Annotated in this window: 14 protein-coding genes and 3 pseudogenes; 5 read left to right on the plus strand and 12 right to left on the minus strand. The window is 70.2% G+C overall.

The window, feature by feature from the left end; all coding sequences use genetic code 11:
• Positions 1–212: 212 nt before the first annotated feature.
• The 7 genes from pglX to CUT44_RS21175 all read right to left on the minus strand — a co-directional run bounded on the left by pglX (position 213) and on the right by CUT44_RS21175 (position 13,033).
• Entirely contained in the window at positions 213–3,839 is a 3,627-nt protein-coding gene (gene pglX, locus CUT44_RS21145; protein WP_100203501.1) for a BREX-2 system adenine-specific DNA-methyltransferase PglX, read from the minus strand.
• Positions 3,836–8,524, minus strand: a complete 4,689-nt coding sequence (gene pglW, locus CUT44_RS21150) for a BREX system serine/threonine kinase PglW (protein ID WP_100203502.1) — start codon at positions 8,522–8,524, stop codon at positions 3,836–3,838. The genes pglX and pglW overlap by 4 nt, the downstream gene beginning before the upstream one ends.
• A gap of 273 nt (positions 8,525–8,797) precedes the next feature.
• Positions 8,798–9,001 (minus strand): hypothetical protein, encoded by a 204-nt coding sequence (locus tag CUT44_RS21155; protein ID WP_100203503.1) that lies wholly within the window; start codon positions 8,999–9,001, stop codon positions 8,798–8,800.
• 345 nt (positions 9,002–9,346) lie between these two features.
• Complete coding sequence (locus CUT44_RS21160) at positions 9,347–9,532, minus strand: DUF397 domain-containing protein (RefSeq protein WP_100203504.1); 186 nt, start codon at positions 9,530–9,532, stop codon at positions 9,347–9,349.
• Positions 9,519–10,412: a Scr1 family TA system antitoxin-like transcriptional regulator gene (locus CUT44_RS21165; protein ID WP_100203505.1), complete on the minus strand. Its 894-nt coding sequence runs from the start codon at positions 10,410–10,412 to the stop codon at positions 9,519–9,521. Before CUT44_RS21165 ends, CUT44_RS21160 begins: the two co-directional genes overlap by 14 nt.
• Before the next feature lie 298 nt (positions 10,413–10,710).
• Complete coding sequence (locus CUT44_RS21170) at positions 10,711–12,156, minus strand: hypothetical protein (RefSeq protein WP_233221542.1); 1,446 nt, start codon at positions 12,154–12,156, stop codon at positions 10,711–10,713.
• Complete coding sequence (locus tag CUT44_RS21175) at positions 12,146–13,033, minus strand: aminoglycoside phosphotransferase family protein (protein ID WP_100203599.1); 888 nt, start codon at positions 13,031–13,033, stop codon at positions 12,146–12,148. Before CUT44_RS21175 ends, CUT44_RS21170 begins: the two co-directional genes overlap by 11 nt.
• Positions 13,034–13,408: 375 nt before the next feature.
• On the opposite strand from CUT44_RS21175, the pseudogene CUT44_RS21185 reads away from it, so the two are divergent.
• The 3 genes and pseudogenes from CUT44_RS21185 to CUT44_RS34145 form a co-directional block, all read left to right on the plus strand.
• Positions 13,409–14,029, plus strand: a pseudogene (locus tag CUT44_RS21185) (DUF6879 family protein); the annotation flags it as partial.
• 192 nt (positions 14,030–14,221) lie between these two features.
• Positions 14,222–15,343 carry a tellurite resistance TerB family protein gene (locus CUT44_RS21190; RefSeq protein WP_100203507.1) on the plus strand — a complete coding sequence of 374 codons (1,122 nt, stop codon included), beginning with the start codon at positions 14,222–14,224 and terminating at the stop codon, positions 15,341–15,343.
• Positions 15,344–15,750: 407 nt separating this feature from the next.
• Positions 15,751–15,879, plus strand: a complete 129-nt coding sequence (locus tag CUT44_RS34145; protein ID WP_233221543.1) for a DUF6408 family protein — start codon at positions 15,751–15,753, stop codon at positions 15,877–15,879.
• A 96-nt stretch (positions 15,880–15,975) separates the two neighbouring features.
• Here CUT44_RS34145 and CUT44_RS21195 read toward each other — a convergent pair whose 3' ends face one another.
• From CUT44_RS21195 to CUT44_RS21205, 3 genes and pseudogenes are all read right to left on the minus strand, one after another.
• Positions 15,976–18,003 carry a DUF2075 domain-containing protein gene (locus CUT44_RS21195; protein ID WP_332888281.1) on the minus strand — a complete coding sequence of 676 codons (2,028 nt, stop codon included), beginning with the start codon at positions 18,001–18,003 and terminating at the stop codon, positions 15,976–15,978.
• 306 nt (positions 18,004–18,309) lie between these two features.
• The gene (locus CUT44_RS21200; protein ID WP_100203508.1) at positions 18,310–20,193 is read right to left on the minus strand and encodes a DUF2075 domain-containing protein; all 1,884 of its coding nucleotides are present in this window, start codon (positions 20,191–20,193) and stop codon (positions 18,310–18,312) included.
• 260 nt (positions 20,194–20,453) lie between these two features.
• Positions 20,454–20,699, minus strand: a pseudogene (locus tag CUT44_RS21205) (TetR/AcrR family transcriptional regulator); the annotation flags it as partial.
• Between CUT44_RS21205 and CUT44_RS21210 the strand changes: the two are divergent.
• Positions 20,688–20,822: pseudogene (locus tag CUT44_RS21210) on the plus strand (zinc-binding dehydrogenase); the annotation flags it as partial. The pseudogenes CUT44_RS21205 and CUT44_RS21210 sit on opposite strands and share 12 nt — an antisense overlap.
• A gap of 17 nt (positions 20,823–20,839) precedes the next feature.
• Here CUT44_RS21210 and CUT44_RS21215 read toward each other — a convergent pair.
• A complete protein-coding gene (locus CUT44_RS21215) occupies positions 20,840–21,280 on the minus strand; it encodes a MarR family winged helix-turn-helix transcriptional regulator (protein WP_100203601.1) in 441 nt (146 codons plus the stop codon).
• Positions 21,281–21,375: 95 nt separating this feature from the next.
• On the opposite strand from CUT44_RS21215, the gene CUT44_RS21220 reads away from it, so the two are divergent.
• A complete protein-coding gene (locus CUT44_RS21220) occupies positions 21,376–21,789 on the plus strand; it encodes a nuclear transport factor 2 family protein (protein WP_100203509.1) in 414 nt (137 codons plus the stop codon).
• A gap of 33 nt (positions 21,790–21,822) precedes the next feature.
• Here CUT44_RS21220 and CUT44_RS21225 read toward each other — a convergent pair whose 3' ends face one another.
• A complete protein-coding gene (locus CUT44_RS21225) occupies positions 21,823–22,695 on the minus strand; it encodes an SMI1/KNR4 family protein (RefSeq protein WP_100203510.1) in 873 nt (290 codons plus the stop codon).
• Positions 22,696–22,744: the final 49 nt, after the last annotated feature.

The following is a 22,744-nucleotide window of genomic DNA, read 5'->3' on the forward strand; positions in this document are numbered from 1 at the left end:
GCCCACGCCGAGGGGCCCGTCATGATCTGGTACCAGGAGGACTACCGCGACGACGTCGTGCTGATCCTCCGCGTACAGCACTACCTCGCCCCCGGCGCCGCCCCGGACGAAGAAGGCTGAGACGGAGCGGAGCCGGTCACCACTTCCCTGTGAGGGTGGCGGGTCGGCGCTGGTGGGCCGGGCCACCCGCCCCAGCTCCGCTTCTGTTCCTGCTACTTCTTCGCGGCGGCACGGCGGCCCCGGGTGGCGGCCTGAGGGCGCCAGTTGCGGAGGTCGTCGTCGGTCAGGCCGTGCTCGCCCTGCTTCTGCTGGCGGTAGCCGTTGAAGAAGTCCGCCGGGGAGCCGCTGTAGAGCACGTCGAACTCGTTGTGCCACTGGTACAGCCACGGCTGGAGCTCCAGCAGCCCGGCGAGGAACGGGGTGATCTCCTCGGTGGACAGCGCGGTGTTGGTGAAGTACGTGGCAAGGGCCTGCGCCTGCTCCTTGTGGTCCCAGCCGGCCCACCCGTAGAGGTCCGGGGTGGCGGCGTTGGTATGGGAGTAGGAGATGAACCGCTCCTTGGGCACGTCCAGCTTCCCGCGCGCCTTCCAGTAGGACGGGCGCAGGAAGTCGGCCGAGGTGTACTTCGGCGGGACGGGGATGGAGTCGCGGATCTTGCGCTTGGCGGGCTCGTCCGGGGCGGCGTCCTCCTTGCGCTGGAGGTCCCACACATGCTCCCAGTCGGCGCGCTTCTTCAGCCCGGAGGGCTTGTAGCGCAGAGCGGAGAGGAAGGGCACGTGCTCGCCACTCATCAGCTCCGCCACCGCCGCTGCCAGCTCCTTGCGGGGGGCGTAGAGCTTGGCGACGGAGGTGAAGTCCTCATCGCGGGAGAGGGTGTCGGTAAGACGTGCCAGGGTGAGGATGGTCGGTTGGCCGTTCTCGTCGAACCAGTGCTCTCGGGCCTCGATCCGATCCAGCAGCCAGGACCGCAGCGCCTTCTCCTGCATGGCATCCCAGCCCTCGGTGGCCCACCGCCGCTTGTACTCCGGTCGCTCGATCATCCCGATAGCGCGGCTGCCCTCGATGGCGTCGATGCGCTTCTGCACCACCTCGCGGTAGGCGGCTGGCCAGTGGGCGGGGATCTCCGTAATAGGAGTGGAGCCGTGCCTCTTGAACCACTCGTCGCTGGCCTCGCCTGCGGCTACGCGGCGCGCGAGGACGATCTCGAAAGCGCGCTCGCCGAGGGCAAGTTCGGGGATGTTCAGGTCGTCAGGATCCTCGGAGGAACGAAGGTCTTCAGGGTCGAGGTTATAGAGGGAGTAGACCTGCCAGTCCAACTCCTCTTGAAGGGCGATCATGCGAGCCCGAATGGATTCCCACGCCTTTTTGGCCTCGCGGAGCGTGGGAGCGGTTGGAACGGCAGCTCTAGCCACGGCGGATGGGCTAGCCACAGAGAGCTGCTGTGCGAGGGCGTCTAGGGCGACGGCAACGGACGTGGGGTAGGCGACAGGAAGAGGGAATCTCTCAAAATTCGTGCCTGTGAACTCATATCGCTCTTCCCATGCCTCGCTCTGAATTCCACGCCCAAGGCCGCTTCCGCCCTTCCCCTGGCTTACCTGCTTGAGCCAGAAGCCAGCCGTTGAAGTATTGAGCAGGCCCACCAACTGCACGTGCTCCTCTTCGCTCGCACCCTCCCTCAATTTGATCACCGGAGCAGTGCTGCCAAACAGAGCCCCATCACGATCGAATACAACATGGTTGTGAGTCGCAACGAAGGGAAAGGTCAAGCCATTTCTGATTCGAAGCCTATTCGAATAATTCTCCAGATACGCGTACCACTGTCGCCCGTGCTCGACCATCGTCTTACCGAAAATTCTGCGCTTACGTAGCAGAGAACGAGCCGTCCACAGGTACCGCGAAACCAGATGGCTCGCCTCGCCAATCGGTTGCTCGTTCTCGCGATCTCGGTAGGGAACACAGAGGGTAATAGTGTCGGTGATCTGAAAGTCACGAACACCCGCGCCTACGACTAGCGAGCGAACATTACCATCCAAGCGCAGACGCCGCGCCGTCGCTTTGTCGGGAAGGAAGTAAATATCGTCGGCTCCAGACTTTGTCGTACGCCCAACCGTCTCTACTACCTGCCCCAAAGATACCTCGGAGACGCGCTGCAAATGCTCTACCATCTCCAATCCGCCATCGGCCAAAATCCAGGGCTGCTGGCCGAAGTACCTTTTCCGGTCCAAATCATCGACAGATACCCATTGGCTAACAGAGCCCGGATTTTCGATCTGTTCAACGATTGCCCGCCAGACTAGTCCCTCCTCGGGATTCTCTGGCGCAGCGGGCTCTCCCTGCACACTGCGGACGGTTCGGATCATTGGCGCTCGCCTATCCCCACCCCGCTGCTTACCAATCAGGATGACTGTCGGCGTTCCATGCCCCGGAATGTAGGCACCCGAGGTGTCGATGACTTCAGTCAGCTCTACTGCATGCCCGAAATACCCTTCAATGAGCTTCGCTCCGAACTCCCTTTTCGTAAAGGAGTTGGCAGTGATCTGCCCGACCATTCCGTATCCGCGCCCCTCTGCGTTCCCACGCTTGGCCAGCTCGAAGAACCTCTGGGCGAATGGAACCGACAGTGCGTATGTCCCCGCACAAGCTGAATACAATTCTCGGTACAGCTCGTTAAGTTTCTTATCCTCCACCGCGACGTAGGGCGGATTCCCTACCACTACGTGATATCGCCCCTGTCTCAAAATTTCCGGGTATTCATGCACGTCCTCCATGGCGTACTTGAAACTGGCTAGCTCATCTTCATGTTCTTCGTCTGCCACACCGAACAGGTTTCCCTGCTGGGATCGGCGGGACTTGATCAGCGAGTCTCCAACCGCCAGATGAATGGGCCACTCGTACTTTGACGCTTCACCCAACTTCCGCGCACCGCTCGCCGCCATGGCGGCGACCAGCAGCCGGAAGCGGGCAATAGCCACCGCGAAGGGGTTGATGTCCACGCCGTGCACCGAGTCCAGCGCGGCCCGTACCCGCTCGTGGACGTCCTTGCCCGGGTGGCCCTCGCCCCACAGCCGCACCAACCGCCGGAACGCCCCCAGCACGAAGTGGCCCGACCCGCAGGTGGGGTCGATCATCTTCAGGCCCTCGTACCCGAACTCCCGCACCACCGGGTTCATCGTGCGGTCGAGAATGAATTCCTCCACGAACTCCGGCGTCTGGAGCAGCGCGTACGTCTTCCGCGCCGCCTCGCTGAGGTCCTGGTAGAGGTCGCCCAGGAAGCGGGTGTCCCAGCCCTCCGTGCCGTCCTCGCTCAGCGGGTCGGTGAAGTCGTGGACGAGGACGCCCGCCTCATCTCGCTGCCGCCAGAACTCAACCAACTCGCGCGCGCCGTCGTGCGAAAGCGGGATCTGGTACAGCGGGTTGTGGTTGCTGTCAAACAGCAACTGCCCCGCTTGCCCGTCGCTCAACTCTGCAAAGGCTCGCCGCAGCCACCCGCGGTACGTCGGGTCCTCGTCCGTCTCCACGTAGTGGTCGTAGCGGGTCTCCGCCAGCTCGCGCCGGTCGCCGTCCGGCCCGGTCAGGTACGGCTCGGGGATCAGCCGGTTGTCCTCACAGAACCGCACGAAAACAGTCCCCAGCACCCACGCCACCGCGACCTGCGTGACTCGCTCGTCCAGCCACGAGGTCCACGTCGCCGCCGTACGCCCGAGCTTGCGGGCCTGGTCGTACTCGGCCCGCAGCCGCGCGCCGACCTCATCCAGCGCCCTCACCTGCTTGCCGAGATCAGTTTCGACCGCCTTGACCTGCTGCTTCAGGTCGTCCAACAGAGCCTTGCGGTCGATCACTTCGCGTCTCCCTCGACACCACTTGCCACGATCTCGCCGGACCCGCGGTGGGCGTTGCCCACCCACGTGTCCGGAAGCTGGATCCACTCCCCCAGGCCGGCCTGGTACGGCACGGCCACCTGCCCGAGCCTCGGCTCGCGCGAGGGGTCACTCTGCGGGACCAGGAGCCACAGCCCCCGCCCACCCTGCCGGGCCACCGACGCCAGCCGGTCCAGGACGCCCATCCCGTCGTACCGGGCGAACACCCCGGCCTCCGTCAGCAGGACGGGCCCCGCCGCACCGCCGCCCCCGTCGCCCAGCAGCTCCGCGATCCGCGGCTCGACCGACCCCCACGCCGTTCGCGCGTACTCCGCGAACCGCACCGCGCCCTTCGAGCCCGGCTCGGCGGCGTCCGCCTTGAGCAGGGTCTCCCAGGTGGGCTTGGTGCCCGGCGTGATCTGCGCGTGCAGGGCCGCCAGGAACAGCTCGGTCACCGACAGGGCCCGCGCGCCCAGCCGTTCGGCGCCCAGTTCCCGCACCGCGTCCCGCACGAGCTGCTGCCGCACGGTCAGCACCCGATAGCCGTCCCGGCGGGCCGAGGCGGTGAGCCGCTCCTCCGCGCGCACCGCGCCCGCGAGCTGCGGGTCGTCCGCGTACCGTGTCACCGCGCCCGCGCGGGTGGACTGCCGCCAGGCGCCCGTCGTGAGGTAGCTGGAGGCGTCGTCCACCCGTGTCGGCAGGTAGCGCTGCGTGCCCGTGTCCTCGCGCGTCTTGAGGGACAGTTCGAAGCCCGCGTCGCGCAGGGCCTTGGTGAGCGGGCCGCCGGTCGGCAGGTCGTGCGTCGTGCCGCCGCGCCCGTCCGGGGCGACCAACTCGGGGAAGCGGGCGCGGACCCGTTCATGGACCTCCGCACCGGTCAGGCCGGGCTGCCTGCCCTCCGGCACGCCCGGGATCCAGCGGACGAGTCCGGCCTGGGTGAGACGCAGGGCCCGCACCAACGACAGGTCGCGCGGGTAGATCTCCAGGCGCGGGGTGGCGGCGGCGTTCAGGGACGCGGCGGCGGCCAGTTCGACCATGCGCCGCTCGTCCCAGTCGATCGTGCCGGGCGGCACGGCCACCGCGCCCAGCTCGGCGAGCACGGTCGTGGCCGTCGGCAGGGTGTCGAGCCTGGCGAGGCGGTCGGCGGTGCGGCCGAGCTTGGTGGCGTAGTCCAGCAGGCCGGGTGCGGCCGGGGTGTCCGGCGCGTCGTCCTCGCGGACGTCCAGGGCCAGCAGGCCCGCGCCCAGCACCTCCTCCGTGGCCTTGCGGTTGGGCTGGTGCTGGAACTCGGCGTCGTCGAGCGCGAGTTGCTCGGCCTCGACCACGGCGCGCACCGCCGCCAGCGCCAGCGCGCGCCGCTGCTCGCGCTCGGCGAGCTGGCTGCCGCGCCGCACGGCGAGGGCGTCGGCGATCTCGACGGCGGAGGCGACCCGCCCCATGCCGGCGAGCAGGTCGAGGATCTCGGCGCGCAGGGCGCGAACGGCCGGGTCGGCCTTCCAGCGCTTGCGCTCCTCCTTGAGGATCTGCGGGATGCGCCCGGCGCTGAGCCCCAGCGCCCCGGCGACGTCCTTCTGCTTGGGCCAGACCCCGATGTCCGGCAGGACGCCGCGCTCGTCGGGCAGGCGCAGCAGCAGCCGCACCATCTCGGCCTTGTTCCGGTTGGAGCCGTTGTTGTTGACGACCGGCACGAAGATCGTGGCGAGGGCGTCGAGGCTGACGGAGCGCAGGGCACGGGCCGACAGTCCGCCGGCGGCGTCGGTTGCCGCCAGGGTGCCCGTAAGGGCGGACTCGGCGGCGGTGAGCTGGTCCAGCTCCTCCTTCGCCTCCGCCCGGCCCTCGGGCGTGAGCGGCGAGACAGGCGTGCCGCGCAGCCGCTCGCCCCACTCCCGCTGCCGCCGCTGCACCACGTTGCGGGTCTTGGCGCCCAGGCCCGGGGCGTTGACGAGCTTGCGGCGGCTGTAGTCGAGGAGTTCGCCGACGGTGCTGATGCCCAGGCCGTAGAGGAAGGACTGGGCCGCGCCCGTGAGACCGGAGACGGTCAGCGGGGTGTCGCGGGTGACCTCGGCGGCGAGACGGTCGCGCTGCTGCTCCGCGGTCTCCGGCTCGGCGTCCGCGATGACGCCCCGGGGAGCCGCCTCCGCCGTGCCGGGGCCCGCGGCGGAGCCGGTGGCGGTCGTCGGGGCCGGGTGGCGGCTGCGGTGGCTGGAGGGGACGGTCTGCGAGGCGTCGAGGAAGATCTTGCGCCAGGCGTCCCGCATCGGCTTGAGCTCGGGGAACCGCTTGCTCACGTCGCGGTGCAGGGCCTTCTGGAAGAAGGCGACCAGCCCCTCGCGCACGGCCGGGTCGAACGCCTCGGCCGCGATGGTCGGGTACGGCCACTCCTCCGGATCGGTCATCCGGGGCAGGACGCTGCCGTCGCCCCACTTCGGCAGCTCGCGGGAGGCCATCTGGTGCAGGGTGACGGCCACGGCGTACCGCTCGGCGTGGGAGTCGTAGCTGCCGCGCGTGATGATGTCCACGAACGGGTCGAGGTAGCCCTCGGTGCCCGCGTCGGTGCTCCTCGCCGGGTATCCGGCGAGCGAGAAGTCGATGAGGACCAGTTCGCGGGTGCGGTTGGGGCGGATACGGATGGCGATGTTGTCCGGCTTGATGTCGCGGTGCCAGACGCCCTCGCCCTCCAGGAAGTCGACGGCACCGAAGAGGTAGTCGCCGTACGCCTCCAACTGGTCGACCGGGAGCCGGCCGTCGTCGCGGAGCTGGCGGGCGACGGTCTCCTCACGGCGGCGGGGTGCCTTCCGCTCACCCGGCTCCCCGCCGTCATCACGCTCGTCGCCCACGTACTCCAGCGCGAGGACGGTGCGGCCCGCGATGCGCAGCGGCTCCGGTTCGGCGAGGCGGATGATGCCGGAGTGGGGGCGCAGGCGGCCCATCACCTCGGCCTCGCGGACGAGGATGTCGCCCCGGTTGTCGGACAGGGCCACCTTCAGCACGGCCAGCGGGCGGGTCCGGCGCGCCTCGGCCTGGAGGTCGCGGACGAGGAAGGCCCGGCTGGTGGAGCCCGTGCCCAGCCGGCGGCGGACCTCCCAGCGGCCGTCGAGCACATCGCCGGGGACGGCTTCGAGCGGGTCCTTCTCCGGTGCGTCGGCGGCCTCGGGCGCGGTCTCGGACGTGGGGGCGGTGAGGGAGTCCTCGACGACCTCCAGCATCTCCAGGAAGTCGTCCACGCCGGCCAGGCGCCGGTCCGGGTTGTACGCCGTGGCCGCTTGCACCAGCTCGTCGATGTCCTCCGACAGGCCGTCCACCAGGGAGCTGGGCCGCAGGCCCTCCCCGGCCTCCAGGCGGGCCCGCAGCTCGGCCTGGCTGGCGGCCGGGGCCCGGTCGGTGGCCAACAGATAGGTGAGGACACCGAGGCCGTAGACGTCCAGGGAGACCGGGTCGGGGCGGAGCGCGGTCAGCTCGGGCGCGAGGTAGGGGTCCTCGTCGTCGGCCAGGTTCATCGCGGACAGCGTGGTCGGCGCAAGGCGCGGGCCGCCCCCGCCCTGGGAGGAGTCCGCGCCGCGCTGGGTGGCGATCTGCCAGTCGGAGATCTGCAGCCTCGGGCTGAGCCAGGCCGCCTCCTCGCCGACCGCCTTCCCCGGGCCGCCGTCCGGGCTGGGCAGGACGTGGACGGAGCGGGCGGCCAGGGCCCGGTGGTGAACGCGCCGGGCGTGCGCGGACCGCATGGTCTCGGCGAGCTGCCGGACCAGCGCCATCCGGCCGAGGATGTCCAGCTTCGCGCCGTACTGGACGAGGTACTCGTCCAGCTTCATCGTCCGCCGCTCGTAGTCGAAGACCAGCGCGGGGCCCGCCGGGTGCCCGGTCGGGAAGTACTGCCGGTAGGGGACGACGCCCGGGTGCCGGAAGCGCTGCAGGACGGCCGCCTCGCGGCGGGCGGCGTTCTCCACGGACTGCCGCAGCGAGGAGTCCGAGCCGCGCTCGCTCAGGTAGACGCGGACCCGGGCGCGCTCGGGCAGCTCGCTGTGGCGGGCCTCGTAGTCGGCCCAGGTCTGGCCGGAGTCGAAGGGGCGACGCTCCAACTCGTACGGACCGACCTTGTACTCGGCCTCGCTGCGGCCGATACCGATCTTCTCCAGCGCGCTCCTGATCTGGCGGGAGTCGCCCGGGGAGATCCGACTGCGCTCGTCACGCGGGGACCGCTTGAGCAGCTCGACCAGCTCGGCGATGGTGTGGACGCCGTTCTGGTCGTGGGCGGGCAACCGGACGCGCAGCGACTCGTCGGTGAAGCAGACCGCCTCGCCGACCCAGATCCGCCTGCCGAGCTGTCCGACCTGCCCGAGCAGCCCGGACAGTTCCTTGGCCTTCTTGTTGACCAGGTGCAGGGGGTTGGAGTGGGTGCGGCGGTGGCCGCCGGGCGTGGTCTGCACCCAGGTGCCGCCGACGGAGGTGACCGAGCCGTGCCAGTCCTTCAGCTCGATCAGGTAGACGCCGCCGGGGGCGGCGACGAGCAGGTCGACCTCGCGGACGTGGCCGGTGTTGGCGGTGAAGGTGAAGTTCGACCAGGCCCGCCACGGGTCGGCGTCCGGCAGCAGCCGACGGATGGCCTCCAAGCCGCGGCGCTCGTGGTCGAACTCGGACTCGGTGACCGTGGTCCACCGGCCTTCCCGCATGTGTCCGTCCCCACTCGTCGTTCCGCTCGCCCGGCTTGCCATCGGGCCGTCCGCCCGGCGGCCGGTCCCCGGGCGGGATCCTAACGGGTCGGCCCGACATGGGTGGAGGGATCACAGATCACACCTATGAGACATTCGCCCTGGTCGGCGGGGCTGCCGGGATCGCGCCACCGAATGGCCGGTTCCCTCTGCCGTGCGACGGGCCGGACCGGCCCTCTGCCGCCCGTTCCCGGCTGCCCCACCCGGGGCGCGGGTGGGGCGACCGGGCCGGAGTCAGCGGCGGCCGAGGGTGGGTAGTCCTCCCGAGACGGTCCGCACACTGGTGCCGCGTTCCGTGATGTCGCGGAACTCCTCCCGGAACGCCTCGGCCTCACAGTCGTCGCCGTACAGGAACTCGTCGTCCCTCGGCGGGCGTGCGGGGTCCGGCCGCTTGCCGCTCTGCCATGCCTCGGACTTCGGGACCCGCCGGACCGTCACCGGCTGCTCCTCAGGGCACTTGCCGCCGGATCCACTGCCCCGTTGCCCCTTCTCCCGGGAGGGACAGGCACACCCCATGCCGATCAGGAGTTCACACTGCTCGCACCTGGATTCGCTCACCCAGTCCCACCCCCTGGAGGCTCCTTGGCACCGACAGCACGTCGACCACCGTCAGCCTACGCAGGCACACATAGGCGTCAACAGCCTTGACTGAGCTCTCAGAAAGATCTTCTCGGGGTCTGCTGGCCGACCGGGGCACCGACCGCGAGACGCCCACCGGAAGTGCCCGGACCTGTCTGTGCGGCGGGGCTCGGCCCCGCCGCACAGACGGCAGACGGCAGCGCCTCAGCGGGCGGCGTGACCGAGGAAGCCCGCCCAGGCGGCCGGGGACACGGACAGCGGCTGCCGCCGGGTGTCCTTGGAATCACGGACGAGGACCGCCTCGGGACGTACGGCCACCTCGACACAGTTGTCGCCTTCGCTTCCGCTGTAGCTGCTCTTGAACCAGCCCTGTTCGTCAGTGGTGCTCATAAGCTCCTCGCATCTGTTCCAGCAGGCTCACAGTGGCCCTGCCATCATGGGCTTGCGAGCGCAGGCTGCAATAGCGCTGGAGCAGAACGCTCACGTCCTTGGGGGCGGTGAGCAGGTTGCTCGACCTCTGTCCTTCGGTGTAGCCGACCCATCGGTGGTCCAGGGTCTCCGCCAGATACAGGTGCCCGTCGACTCCGCAGTGGTCCTCCTGGCGAAGCGGCATGATCTGGATCTCGACGTTGCGCCGCCTGCCCATGGCCAGCAAGTGATCGATGACGGCCAGCGTCACCTGATCGCCACCCACGTTCCGTTCCAGTACGGCCTGCTCGATGACGAAGCTGAACGCGGTGTTCGGCTTCTGCTCGATGATCCGCTGCCTGTCGAGCCGAGCGGCGACCTCTCGCTCAAGCTGTTCTTCGGTGACAGGTGGCAGGCGGCGCTCGAAGATCGCCCGGATGTACGGCTCGGGCTGCAGCAGCCCGGGAATCGCCCGGCACTCGTACGCGTACAGCGACAGTGCCTCCTCCTCGACGGTCGCCCAGTACTGGAACCAGGACGCCAGCCCGGTCCGGCGCGTCAGGCTCCTGTAGGCCGCCGTCAGAACGCGGGAGGCGACATAACCCAGCGGCTCCTCCGCGCGGTTGGGCAGGTCCTTCGGCGGATACCGCTTGCCCTGCTCGATCTTGGCGATGTAGTGCGCCGAGTACCGCACCCGCGGGGCGAGTTCCTCCTGCGTCAGACGCGCCTCCTCCCGCAGCACCTTCAACACCGCACCGAACGTCCTGAGGCTGTCCGACAGCTCCGCCTCACCGCTCGGACGGCCCTGCGCCCCGCCACCGCCGCCGCCATTCCTGGCACCGTCGTCGTTGTCCGCCCTCATGGCAGCCACCTCCCCGTACCTCTGCGCGTCACATGGCGTGCCTTCCGCACTACTCAACGCGACAGGCCGACCATCGTCACACCATGTGACCAGCCCACTCCGCAACACCCACCCGTACAACGCGACCTGTACCAGTGACACCCCTGCCGCCCCGGGCCGGAGAAGGTCGGGGCGGCAGAGGGCCGCTGCTGATCGCGGGCACTGGGGAGCGTGGCGGGCCGGGCCGGGGAAGACGCTGAGAACCGGGGTCCCGGCCGTCGTAGCCGCCTGGGCTGTGTGCTGCGTGAGGTGGCTCAGCTCACCGGGCCGCCGTCCGTGTGCCGGGGGCGTCCGGTCGTCGGGCGCCCGGCAGTCGCCGCGTTCCGGGGGTGAGTAAGACCGAACCGAACTCGCGTTCCAGGATGCGGTGCACGCCTTCCCACACGTGGACTCCCCGCTCGCGCCGCTCGCTCCAGCGCTCGTGGAGGAGCATCCCCGCGAAGATCAGGAATCCCACGGCGAGGATGACGGAGATCAGCGCGTACACCGGGGCGTAGTACTCGTCGAACATCGACCGCTGTCCGTCCACCTGGCTGGCGTTGACGCCGAAGAACCCGAAGAGCAGGCCCAGCGTCGCGGTGACGGTGGTGACGAAGGTGACCGCCACCACGGTACGGATGCGCCGGCGGTCGGCGGCCCGTTGCTCGGCGCTCTCCACCGAGGTCAGTTCGGCGTTGATCGCGTTGCCGAGCCGGCTGAGCATCTGGCCGATGATCGCGGCCCGCTCGGTCAGCCCCATGGTCGAGAACAGCGCGTTGTGGAAGCTTTCGACGCGCAGGGCCGGGACCAGTGTTCCGATGTCGCCGCCGGCCTCCACGCTGTAGCTGAGTTCGAGTTCGAGCTGGCTCAGACCGTTCGAGATGGCCTCCAGCGTGCTGCGCCGCTCCCGGGTGCTGCGCTGGTCGGCGCTTCGGGTCCGGAACCTCTGCACGTAGGAGTTGGTGACGTCACGGATCTCGCGGAGCCGGGCCGCCGCCCCGACCGCCTGGACGGCCGAGAGCAGGACGCAGTTCTCAAGGTAGTCCTGGTGGCCGCACAGCACGCTCACATACGGTCCCAGGGCTCCCACCGTGGTGGGCCGCCGGTTGAGTTCGGCCGGGAACTGGATGCTGCTGTGCTCGGGCCGGTAGGGGAGGTTGGTGCGGTAGATGAGGCGCTGGACCACGTCGTCGGCCGGTACCTCCTCCGCCGTCCGCACGCTGTGGAAGACCAGTTGGTGCCGCTCCGGGAGGAATCCGGGGATCACCCCGTCGCCGTTGGGGACGCAACCGATGCGGTCGGCCGCGATGCGCTCCAGGGGCGTCCCGCCGCATTGGACGTTCGCGTAGTAGAGGTCTTCGAGCAGCGGAATGGTGTCGACCAGGCTTCCCGGCACGTCCAGGGTGAGCGCGACGAGCACCTGGCCGGAGGGGAGGGCGAAGTACCAGATGTGTGCCCCGGCCGGGGCACCGCCGCGCCAGCGGCGGCAGGAGATGGTGGCGCAGTCCAGCGCCTCGTGGTGGATGACCCGGGGCAACTGCTGCCGCGACCGGTCGTAGAAGTCCGCCAGGCGGCCCAGGTTGAGGACGCCGACGGGAGCGTCCGCGGTGCGCTGAACATGTCCGGGGTCGTACGCCCACGGTGTCGAGTAGACGGTGGTGAGCCGGATGTTCTCCCGGGAGACGTAAGGCGCGAAGGGCGGGTTCTCCGGCGTCTCAGAGGGCATGCCAGCGCCGCCCAAGGTCGTCCTTCCGTAGGGATTCCATGCGCAGGGCGAACTCCTCGGCCGCCGGGCCTTCCTGGGCGTTCTGCATCAGCCAGGTGGTCATGCCCAGCTCCCGCACCGTGCGCAGGACCGCGTAGCCGTCCCAGCCGGTGACGTCCCAGCCGTACACGGCGGCGAACCGCGCGTACTCGGCTTCGGGCAGGCCGAACCGGTCGACCGCCGTCGCCGTCGGCACCAGATCCCAGGCCACCGGACCACGGGAGACGACCTCGTAGTCGATGAGCAGACTCTCGCCGCCCCGCATCAGCACATTGCCCCGGTGCGCGTCCCCGTGGACCACGCGCGGCTCCGTCCGGGCCATCAGCTCCCGGAAGGACGCCTCGACCAGCTCACAGGACTCCTCCAGGAACCGCACGTCGGACGCCTTGATCCCCGAGACCAACGCCAGACGCCGCCGCATCACGGGAAAGGGATCGAGACCCGGCAGGTCGAAGCCCGGAGCGGGAAGCTCATGGAAGGACCGCAGCAGACGGGCCAGATCCCCGATACCCGCAGTGGCCGTACTGGGCGGAACGTACTCCCAGAAGGTGGCCAGCCGCCCGTCCGCCTCCACCGGCTGGACAAGATCGTCACGGACCCGGACACCGGGAAAGCCCTGGGAAGCCAGCCAGCGAGCAACAGCCAGCTCCTTGCGCACCTTGTCGACGAGATCCGCCGAACGTGCCACCCTGACGACGACTCCCTGACCGGGGAGCGCGTACATCGCGTTCTCCCCGAGCCGGATCAGCTCCGCACCGTCGGGACGGAGCCCCGCCCGGTCGCACGCGACAAGCAGCGCCCGGTGCGCGGTGACTTCGGTTAAGCCCTCATCAGGCATGTCATGGTCCACTCGCCCCACTTTTTCCACCGGGGTGAGGGGCTGTCAAGCAGCTCTCTGGCCAGTCCACGTCAGAAAGTGCGGTGCGACCGGCCCTCTTGACCGAGGTGCGTCACGGAGCGACCGCACGCGCGAGGAGCGGCCCGATGTGCCCGGGTGCGGCGCGTCGAGGACGCGCGCGTCGGCCGTGGCGCACCCGGCCCGGGTGAGGCAGGACGCCAGAGGCAGGGCATCGACCGGCAGTGCGCTGCTTTCTCGAACTTGCTTTCCGCGCACCCGAGATTTCCGGTGTTTTCTCCTGGACCCTGCCCGGCACCGTGATGCCGGGCAGGGTTCCCGGCCATACTGACGAGGGGATCAGGCTCGCGGCAGGGAGTCCGGCACTTCGAAGCCGACAAGGCGGCGGTGACCGTGCCGCGCGAACTGCTCGTGAACCGGGGACCGAAGGAGTTGGAGCGAGTGACGGAACGCGTGGACCGGGCAACCTTCCGCCGCCTGTTCGAGACCTTCGAGCACACCGCCTGGCGGCTGGAGACGCGGCGCGGCTACGCGTCGGACCGACAGGACCCCGACTTCCAGACGTTCCTGGCCACCGGCTCGTCGCCCTGCGACCCCGACGAGCCCTGGTTCGTCAACATCAGGGCACAGACGGACGCAGGCAAGACGGTCGGCCGTGTCCGCATCGCCGACGACCCGCCCACCGAGGAACAGCTCTTCCTGCTCGACTACGCCCGGCACAACGCCGCCTTCGGCGAGGACATCCGGTACCTGTGGCGCGAGGACGCCGCGCGGGCCGGCCTGCCCGCCGAGGACTTCTGGATCTTCGACTCACGGCTGGTCGCACTGCTGCGCTTCGATGATGCGGACAACCTGCTCGACATCGAGCTGATCACCGAACCGGCCGAGGTCGTGCGGTACGCCGTCGTGCGTGACGCGGTGATGCACCACGCGGTCCCGCGCGACCGGTTCGCCGCGCAGGTGGTCACGGCCGAATAGCGCGTGACCGGGCGGTCAGAACGGATATCGGCGCAACGGCGCCCCGGCCGCATGGCAGCGCGCTAGGGTTTCGGCCCGCGGGACACCCGTCGACAGCCGCCGTGCCGGTCACCGGGTCACCGTGTTGGAACGTCAGCGGGGTTGTCCACGCCGGGCAATCCGGCTGCACGATGACCGCCTGGGGGGCGCGCCATGAGCAAAGATCCGATCGACGCTGCCGAGGACGGCGGTGACGACGCTGCCGACCGGAAGGTCGTCGAGCAGGAGCGGGTTGAGCTTCGGGAGTTCATCAAAGGGCTGAGCGCGGACGACATCAAGTCGGGCGCCTGGTTCGCCAAGCTCAGCGCCGAGGCCATGCGCTCCTACACCGCCAAGGTCGACTGGCAGTACTTCCAGGAGCGGTACGCGGGCGTGCCCGCGGATGCCGTCGTCGATCAGCGGGTCAAGATGGCCTCCCGGTACGCCGCGCTCGAAGGCGGGCTTTCCGCCGGGGCCTACACGGCGGCCGTCGCCGCCACCATCGGAAGCCTCGGCGGTGCCTCGCCGGCGACCGTCCCGGCCGCCGTCACGACCATGATGGTCGACGTCGCGTTCGTCACCCGGCTCCAGCTCCGCCTGGCCTACGACGTCTCAGTCCTCTACCGGGTCCCGCTGGACCTGTCCGACCCCGAGGACATGTGGAAGCTCATTCGCGTGGCCTTCACGATCAGGAGCGGGGAAGCGGCCCGGGGAGGCGTGGTCAAGGCGGTTCCGGCCGTGGTCCGGCCGGTGGTCAAGCGCTACTTCTCCGGATCGGTACTGACCGCCGCGAGGGGGCTCCCCGTCGTCGGGAAGCATCTCCTGCAGCGCAATGTCATCAAGATCGGCATTCCGCTGGTCGGCGTTCCCCTCGCGGTGGTGGTGAACCGCTATACGACGCTGCTCGCGGGGCGGCACGCGCAGGCCGTCTTCCGCAACGAGGCGCGGGTGATCGAACTCGCCGAGGGGTTGAGCAGGCGGAGTCGGCACCCGCGGTTGCTGCTGTGGGTCGCGTGGTTCGTCATCAGGGCGGATCACAAGATCACCGACGATGAGGCGCTGCTGATGCGGCACCTGGTGAGGCTGGTCCGGGAGCAGCATCAGGTGGTCGACGAACAGCTCGCCCGCCTTGTCGACATCGACCCCGCCGAGGTGTGGGAGCGCATAGACGCCGAGCCGGGGGACCTGAGCGATCTCCTCGACGCGGCCGACCGGGTGGCAGCGGTGGACGGTGACATCAACAAGCCCGAGAAAGCGGTCATATCCGAGCTTCGGGATCGCTGCTGCCGAGTCTGACGCCGTCATGCGCCACCTCCCGCAGCGGGGCAGCGAGGGCCTGGCACGTCGGTTGCGGCCTGCCGGCGGTCCTGCGGCCCGACGCGGAGGTCCGCACACCGTGGGTCTGCCCCGGGCCGGGAGTGCGGATGTGCCCGTGCTCCGGCGGCAGCGCGTGCTCCAAGCCGGCCCCACGGTGCGGGGCCGGGCACCCGGCCGATAACAGGCCGCGCCCAAGTGCCGCGTGGGATAAGGTTTTTGCGCGCTGCGCACCTTCCCGGAGGGTACGAGGCGGAGTTCTCAGGACCTCCTTCACCGGCCGTGGTGACGGACGGCGGATCCACCATGTGGACCTCACTCGCGTGAGGGCCGATGCCCGGTAGGGCGTCTCCTGCCGTTCCCGACTCACGTCCGAGGAGTGGTCCCGTATGAACCCTGTCGAGTACAGGCCCCCGCGTCGCAACTGGTTCCGCGAGGTGCTGGTGGGCGCCGGCGCCGGAGTCGTCTCCAGCCTCGTGCTGGAGGCGCTGACGGCGGCAGCGCGCTGGCTCGTCTGAGGACGGGCGGGTGGCGGGCCCGGGAGCCCGCCACCCCTGCCGCTGCCCGCCACCGCCGGACGCGGTGCCCGGCGGCCTGGGCGGCCTCGGCGGTCCTCAGAACAGCTCGCTCTGCTTCCCCAGTTCCTTCTTGGCCTTACTGCTCTGCCTGCGCTTCTTCCTCCCGCCGCGGCCGGGGCGCCGCTGGTGCGGGACGCGCGCTTCCTCCGGAAGGTTTTCCCAGGTGGGGCGGAGTCCGTCGATCCGGATGTTCCCCGCGAGCTTCTTCAGGTAGGCCCGTGTCTCCTCGTCCGTGGAGTAGAGCACCGTGGCGCGGCTCGCCCGGGTCAGCAGCACGTGGTAGGCGTGGCGCACGCACCGCTCGAACTCGGCGTCGCTCAGCCTGCTCGTGTTCACCTTCGAGTCCTGGGAGCCGGGCGCCAGGAGCCTCTTGAGCCCGGTCTCGTCCTTCCGGTTCTTTCCGCGCCGGAACACCCACCGGTCACCGCGGCGCACCATGTCGTCACCCATGATCACGCCGCACCAGTCCCACTCGAGGCCCTGCGCCGTGTACACACAGCCGATCTGGCCGATCCCGTTCTCGTGCACCGACCAGATCTTGGACGGCGGGGCGTCGCCGCCCTCGCAGAACGTTCCGCTGTCGGCGTTCCAGGGACGGTGCCACTCCCCGATGCGGACGTCCGCCTCGAGCCGCCGCTCCGCGCCCTGCGGCTTGTTCCAGGGCCAGCAGTAGCCGGCGACCATGCGCGCCGAGGCTCCGGCGCGGCCCTCCGCCAGGATGATCCGCTCCAGCTCTCCGGGGGTGTCGGCGATCTCGAGGTGCATCAGCCCGTCCGGCGTCCACTCCCGCGGTTCCTCCCCCGACAGGCCCAGCAGTCCGTGGACCCAGCGCAGATAGGCGTCGCTGCCGCCGCACCGGAACTGCTCCCGCAGGTGGTAGCGCCGCAGGTCGGCCCCGTGGCGCTCCGCGGCGTCCTGGACCAGCTCCACCGTGCCCACCTCGTCGGGTCTGAGGGACTGCCCCTCGTCCAGGAAGAAGACCGTCAGGCGGGAGGCGTCCAGCAGGTCGTCCACCTGGGGCTGCTTCCCCCACTTCTCCGGTGGCCAGAACCGGTTGGTGGTACGCGCCCGGATCCGGTGCGCCTCGTCGCAGAGCAGCACGTCCAGCGGGGGTTCGGGCGGGGTGACGAAGTTGCTGAAGTAGGTGAAGCTCTCCCGGAACTCCCGGTCGCCGTAGCCCACGTGCTCCTGCATCGCCCCGTTGAAGGCGCGGGAGCCGCTGGCGTACCTGACGCTCCGGCCCTCGGCCTCGAAGCGTGCCTTGAGTTCCAGGCCGATGGCGCTCTTGCCCGTGCCGGCGCCGCCGGTCACCAGGAAGACGGCCTTCTTCGGGCTGGGCAGGAGGGGTGCCTGGTCCGGGTCGTCGAGGACGAGGCGCGCGGTCCTGAGGACGTCCGCCACGACCTCCCGCTGCCCGCCGCGCAGTGTGAACACGGTGTCCTCACCACGCGAGTTGATCATGGCGTCGAGTAGCGGGGTGTTCCGTAAGCCCATCCGCTGCAGCAGCAGTTCGGCCTCGGAGGCGCCGCCGTCCGCCGCGAAGTACCCGCGCAGGTCCTGCAAGAGCTGCTTGCGGCCGTCGTTCGTGTAGGTGCGGGCGTAGATTCCGGTGGGCGCGTCGAGACCGAGCAGCGGCCGCACGGACTCATCGGACGCGTTGTGCAGGTAGGCGAAGCCCCCGCACTCGAAGGACAGTCCGCTCAGCGGGCCCGTCTTCCCGGTGAAGAGTTCGTAGTACTCGCGGAGCTGTACGGCCGGGTGCTTCTTCTCCTTGCCCTCCCCGTCCAGCCCCGGCACGTACACCAGCTCGGCGGTGGCCTCCTCCACCCGGGTCACCCTCGACCAGCGCTTCAGTTCGACGAGCTGGACCGAGACGCGCCCGCTGTCGGGGTGGCGGCCGACCAGGACCACGTCGATGAGGCGGGGGCCGCCGGGCCGGCCGTCCTCCTGGGTCGTCGCCGCGCACTCGACGACCATCTCCACGTTGCCGCGGCCGGCCGCCATCAGGTCCTTCGCCAGGGTGATCAGGCTCTCCGCCCACGCCGAGCTCTCGCCGATCGACACCTTGCTTCCTTGGAAGTGCTTCCATCGCGCGGCGAGGTGGGGCACCATTCCGCGGCGTTCGTTCAGTGTGAGTAAGTCCCTTGCCGAGAGCTTCAGCAGGAGCATGGACACGAGGTGGTTCCCCCAGAACACGAGTGATCTCGTGCGGGTGGGGGCGTGTCCTGTGGCAGGAAGCCCGTCGGGCCGCAGTGCGGGTACGGGTGGTGCGGGCGGCCGGTCCCGGGTGCGGGCACCGGCGCCGGTGCGTTCGTGGTGCGCGGGGCGGGTCCGGCGGAGCCGCCCCGGCGGCGCGGTCGCGCCGTCCGGTCAGACCGCGGCTGCTTCTCGCCTCCCTCCGGCCAGTTCCCGCAGCTTCCGCTGCGTCTCGGGATCGGTGGAGCAGAGCACCGTGCCGACCATGCCCCGGGTCAGCAGCACCTTGTAGGTGTTGCGGATCAGGCGGTCCACGTCGTCGTCCGGAGTGGTCCTCTTGAAGACCGGGTCCTTGGAGGCCGTGCGGTCCGTGACCCAGCGGTCGTCGCGCCAGACCAGGTCCGGGCCGATGATCACGCCCGACCAGTCGTACTCGAAGCCCTGCGCGGTGTAGACGCAGCCGACCTGTCCGAAACCGGCCGGGTCGGTGGCCCACAGCGCGGCCGGGGGCGCGCCGGAGACGGAGCGGTCGCCGCGCAGGTTCCAGGGGCGGGCCCAGTCGCCGATGACCACGTCGAGCGGCAACGGCTCGCCGGGCCTGGGTTCCGGGGACCAGCGCCAGCAGTAGCCGGCGGACATCCGGGCGCCGTAGCCGTGGTCCCGGCGGTCCGCGAGGAACTCCTCCATCTCCCGCGGGCCGTCGGCGACCAGCAGCCGCATGCGGTCGTCGGGCTCCCAGGCCACCGGGCCGCCCGGCTCCAGACCGAGGAGGCGTACCACCCAGCGCAGATAGGCGTCGCTGCCGCCGCAGCGGAACTGGCTGTCCAGCGGCACCACATGGCAGTCCAGGCCCTTCACGGCGGCGGCCGCCCTGATCTCGGCGACCGTGCCCAGCTCGCCGGGTCGCACCACCTGGTGCTCGTCGAGGAGGAAGACGGGGACGCGTGCGGTGTCGAGGAGTTCGTCGACCTGCGATCTGCCGGTGCGGTGTTCGGCCCTGGTGTAGCGGTTGGCGGAGGTCTCGCGGATGCGGTGGGCCTCGTCGCAGATCAGCACGTCGAGGGAGTTCTTCTCGGCTGTGGTGAAGCTGTTGAAGTACTTGAACAGGCTCTGCACCGCGGGCTTGCGGGCCCCGGCGACCTTGCGCATGGTCCTGGTGAACGACTGGGACCCGGTGGCGTGCAGGGCCGGGACACCCTGCCGGTACAGCTCGCCGAGGAGGGAGAGCGCGATGACGCTCTTGCCGGTGCCGGGGCCGCCGGTGACGATCACGACCTCCTTGTGGTCGGACCGCTTCGCCCGGCGGACGGCGTTGAGCACCATGCGGTACGCGACCTGCTGCTCGTCGAGGAGGACGAACTGCTCGCGCTCGCGCACCTCCTGGGCGGCGACGGACATCAGCTGCCGGGAGGGAACCGTCCTGCCCGCCAGGAGCTCGTCGGCCGCGTGGGCGCCCGGGTGCCTGTCGCTCAGTCTGGCGCGCAGGTGGTCGAGGAACTCACCCCGGCGTTCGGCGGTGTAGAGCTGTCCCCGGTCGTCGGTCTCGATCTCGCGCAGGCCGCTGACGCCGAACTCGGTGGCGTTGTGGAGGTAAGCGACACCGCTGACACGTTCCGGGTGCTCGGCGACGGCACCGTTGAAGTTGACGAGGTACTCGCAGTAGCGGCGGACCTGTTCGGCGGGGTTGAGGACGGGGTGTGCGTAGGCGTCGAGGTGGCACAGGTGCGGGTCGTCCTCGTCCGGGGTGGCCTGCCCCCACTGCTTCAGCTCGACCACGACGTACGACGGCTCCCCGGTGGCCGGGTGCACCCCGGCGAGCACGGCGTCGGCGCGCTTGCTGTTCAGCGGCAGCGCGTACTCGAGCAGGACTTCCACGCCGCCCAGTCCCGCGTCATTGAGCGCGGCGGCCAGGGCGGGGATGCTCCGTTCCCAGGACAGCGCCTCGGAGGGGCCGGGGCGGTGGCCGTGCGCACGGGTGAACTGTTCGGTGAGGTGGAAGAAGAGCGAGCCGTCATGCGCCATGACGGCGACCGTCTCGGCGGACGCGCGGAACAGCAAGAAAAGCCCCCGGGCAGCACGAAGGAACTCGTGCGGGTGGGGGCATGTCCTGGGAAGGCTCCACGGAGTGGAGCGGAAGCCCGTCGGGCCGCAATGACGTTGTGACAGAGGGTACCTGTGAAGCCGGCCGGGCCGAGAACCCCGCCTCCGCGTCATGGCCGCCGCGTCCGCCGCCCGACCGGCCGGTCTCCGTGCCCCCGGCCGGAGCCTGGAACGCAGGCTGCCGGGCGCAAGGCGCGGCAGCCTGCCCGGTGGTGGGGCTACGGCCCGCCGGGCGGGGGTGTGAGCAGCAGGCGCGGTGCCGGTGGCAGCGGCGGGGGCGCTTCCGTCTCCGGTGCGGCGCGGAACGCCTCGATCACGTAGGCGGCGAAGCGGCGGGAGGCCGTGACGCGGGCGGCACGCGGGGTGTCCTGGGTGCCCCGGTGGGCCAGGAGCATGAAGACCAGGCCGTCGACGACGAAGCCGGGGCGCAGCCGGCCGGTCTGCTGGGCGCGGCGGGCCAGTTCGCCGCCGCGCGCGGGAACCTGCGCGTGGTCGTGCACAAGGTGCTGCCGCTGGACCGGGCGGCGTCGGCCCATCGCCGGATGGACGCGGGGGAGGTGTTCGGCAGGGTGGTGCTGGTGCCCTGAGTGGGGCGGGGCGGTGGTCACTCCGGTTCGTACTGGGCGAGGACTCGGCCGAGCAGGCGGGTCAGGGTCTGCCGGTCCTCGACCGAGAGCGGCTTGAGCAGGTCGTCCTGCACCTGGTCGAGTACGCCGTCCATGCGCCGCAGCTGCCGGAGCCCGTCGTCGGTGAGCGTCACCCTGTTGCGCCGCCCGTGGTCCGGGTCCGGTGCACGGACGGCGAAGCCCTGCTCGGCCAGTTCGTTGACGGCCGCCACGACGTCGCTGCGATCGATGCGGCACCGGCGGCCGAGCTCCGCCTGGCTCGCGGGCCCGAACTCGTGCAGTGCCGCCAGGATGCGGTAGTGGTACCCGCGCGCCCCGGCGGCGGCGAAGCCGTCGAACACCAGCCGGCGGGCGTGCACGGCCAACTGGGTGATCAGCCAACTCGGCTTCGCCGTCAGGCGCCCGGGGGTCTCGTCCATGGCGGCCATCCTATCCGCGCGAATGCTGGTGCGACCAACACTCCGTCTGTAATGTTGGTTGCGCCAACATCATGGAAGCAGTCGAAGGAGTCGTCATGCCCACCGCCACCCGGACCGCCGACCGAGCCGAGATCGCCGAGCTGTTCGCCCGCCTGGCCAACCTGCTGGACGAGCACCGCCACGAGGACGCCGCCACCGTCTACCACCGCGACGTCACGGTGCGCTCGCCGCGGGGCGAGCTGCACGGCCTCGACGAGGTGACCGTCCACCTGAGGCGCAGCCAGGTCGAGGGAGAGCACACCCAGCACATGCACGGGGACGTGCTGGTGCACGTCGACGGTGACCGGGCGGAGGCCACCGCGAACCAGCTCGTGCACTTCTACCGCACCGGCGAAGCACCCCACCGGACGAGCGGTCTGCGTATCGCGGGTACCGCCGTACGGACCCCGGCGGGCTGGCGGTTCAGCGACATGCGCATCACGCTCACCTGGATGCGGGAGGAGCCGTGATGCCGTGAGCGACGCGGCCGCCCGGCAAGGCCCCTAGCGACGGGGGTCCTCGGGCCCCTCGGGGGCGGTCACGACCTTGCCGCTCGCGTGGAGCGGTCCGGCCGGAGAGGTGGATGCCTGATTCCGTACGGCGGCCCCGGACACCTGGGAGGCCCGCGGGGGAATGAGCGGCCCCAGACAGCGGCCCAGCCCCCGCCTGTTGGCGGGCGAGGGCGGCCGGAGGGGTGCGTCGAGCGGGCGGGGCGGCGGCCAGCCCCGGCTGCCGTCACGCTCCGCCGGAGGGCGGTGGTCCCAGTCGAGACAGAAGTGCCCCGAGGGCAGCTCGTAGGGCGTGGGCCACCAGTACCGCCGGAAGGGCTCGCCGGTCTCCAGGCTTTCGGTCAGGGCGTCGAACAGCCCGGCCAGACTGGACGCCCACTTGGTGGGTTCGACGGCCCCCGAGCCGATGCCCATCTCGTAGACGTGCCCGTAGGCCGGGCCGGGGCAGTGGTCGATGAAGGTGATCCCGCCGTCGTTGGGGTGCGCGAAGGCCACCCACTGGTGGGCGTGGCTGCTGGGTTCGTCCTCCGTCTCGACCCCCTCGGCAAGAAGGTCCGCCAGCCCGTCCTCCAGAATTCCGTGCTGGAGGACGATGTGGTCCACCGTATTGAGCCGGTGTCCGATCGGAAGGAAGGCTCCGGCGTGGAGGTTGTCCGGCTCCACGTGCTCCATGACGCCGTTGTGCCGTCGCAGGAGTGCCCTCAGCTGGGGGTGGAGCGGGAACCCGAGGCGCGCTTCGAGCCCCGCGATCTCCTCGGCGGTGGCGGGCGGCAGCAGGGCCGCGTGGTCGACGGGAGCGTGCGCGGACAGCCAGGAGGAGAAGCGGTCCCATGCCGCGTCGAAAGCGGCGGGGTCGGTGTCGGTCATGCCGTGACCCTAGGACGCGACACCGACACACGGCGGCGCCCCTGCCGTC

The sequence above is a fragment of the Streptomyces carminius genome (assembly GCF_002794255.1).
Lineage (GTDB): Bacteria > Actinomycetota > Actinomycetes > Streptomycetales > Streptomycetaceae > Streptomyces > Streptomyces carminius.

Bases quoted from the DNA above. Each gene is read 5' to 3' on its own strand.
- pglW (WP_100203502.1), bottom strand. From the start codon at position 8,524: ATGCGGGAAGGCCGGTGGACCACGGTCACCGAGTCCGAGTTCGACCAC.
- CUT44_RS21160 (WP_100203504.1), bottom strand. From the start codon at position 9,532: ATGAGCACCACTGACGAACAGGGCTGGTTCAAGAGCAGCTACAGCGGA.
- CUT44_RS21165 (WP_100203505.1), bottom strand. From the start codon at position 10,412: ATGAGGGCGGACAACGACGACGGTGCCAGGAATGGCGGCGGCGGTGGC.
- CUT44_RS21170 (WP_233221542.1), bottom strand. From the start codon at position 12,156: ATGCCCTCTGAGACGCCGGAGAACCCGCCCTTCGCGCCTTACGTCTCC.
- CUT44_RS21175 (WP_100203599.1), bottom strand. From the start codon at position 13,033: ATGCCTGATGAGGGCTTAACCGAAGTCACCGCGCACCGGGCGCTGCTT.
- CUT44_RS21190 (WP_100203507.1), top strand. From the start codon at position 14,222: ATGAGCAAAGATCCGATCGACGCTGCCGAGGACGGCGGTGACGACGCT.
- CUT44_RS34145 (WP_233221543.1), top strand. From the start codon at position 15,751: ATGAACCCTGTCGAGTACAGGCCCCCGCGTCGCAACTGGTTCCGCGAG.
- CUT44_RS21215 (WP_100203601.1), bottom strand. From the start codon at position 21,280: ATGGACGAGACCCCCGGGCGCCTGACGGCGAAGCCGAGTTGGCTGATC.
- CUT44_RS21220 (WP_100203509.1), top strand. From the start codon at position 21,376: ATGCCCACCGCCACCCGGACCGCCGACCGAGCCGAGATCGCCGAGCTG.
- CUT44_RS21225 (WP_100203510.1), bottom strand. From the start codon at position 22,695: ATGACCGACACCGACCCCGCCGCTTTCGACGCGGCATGGGACCGCTTC.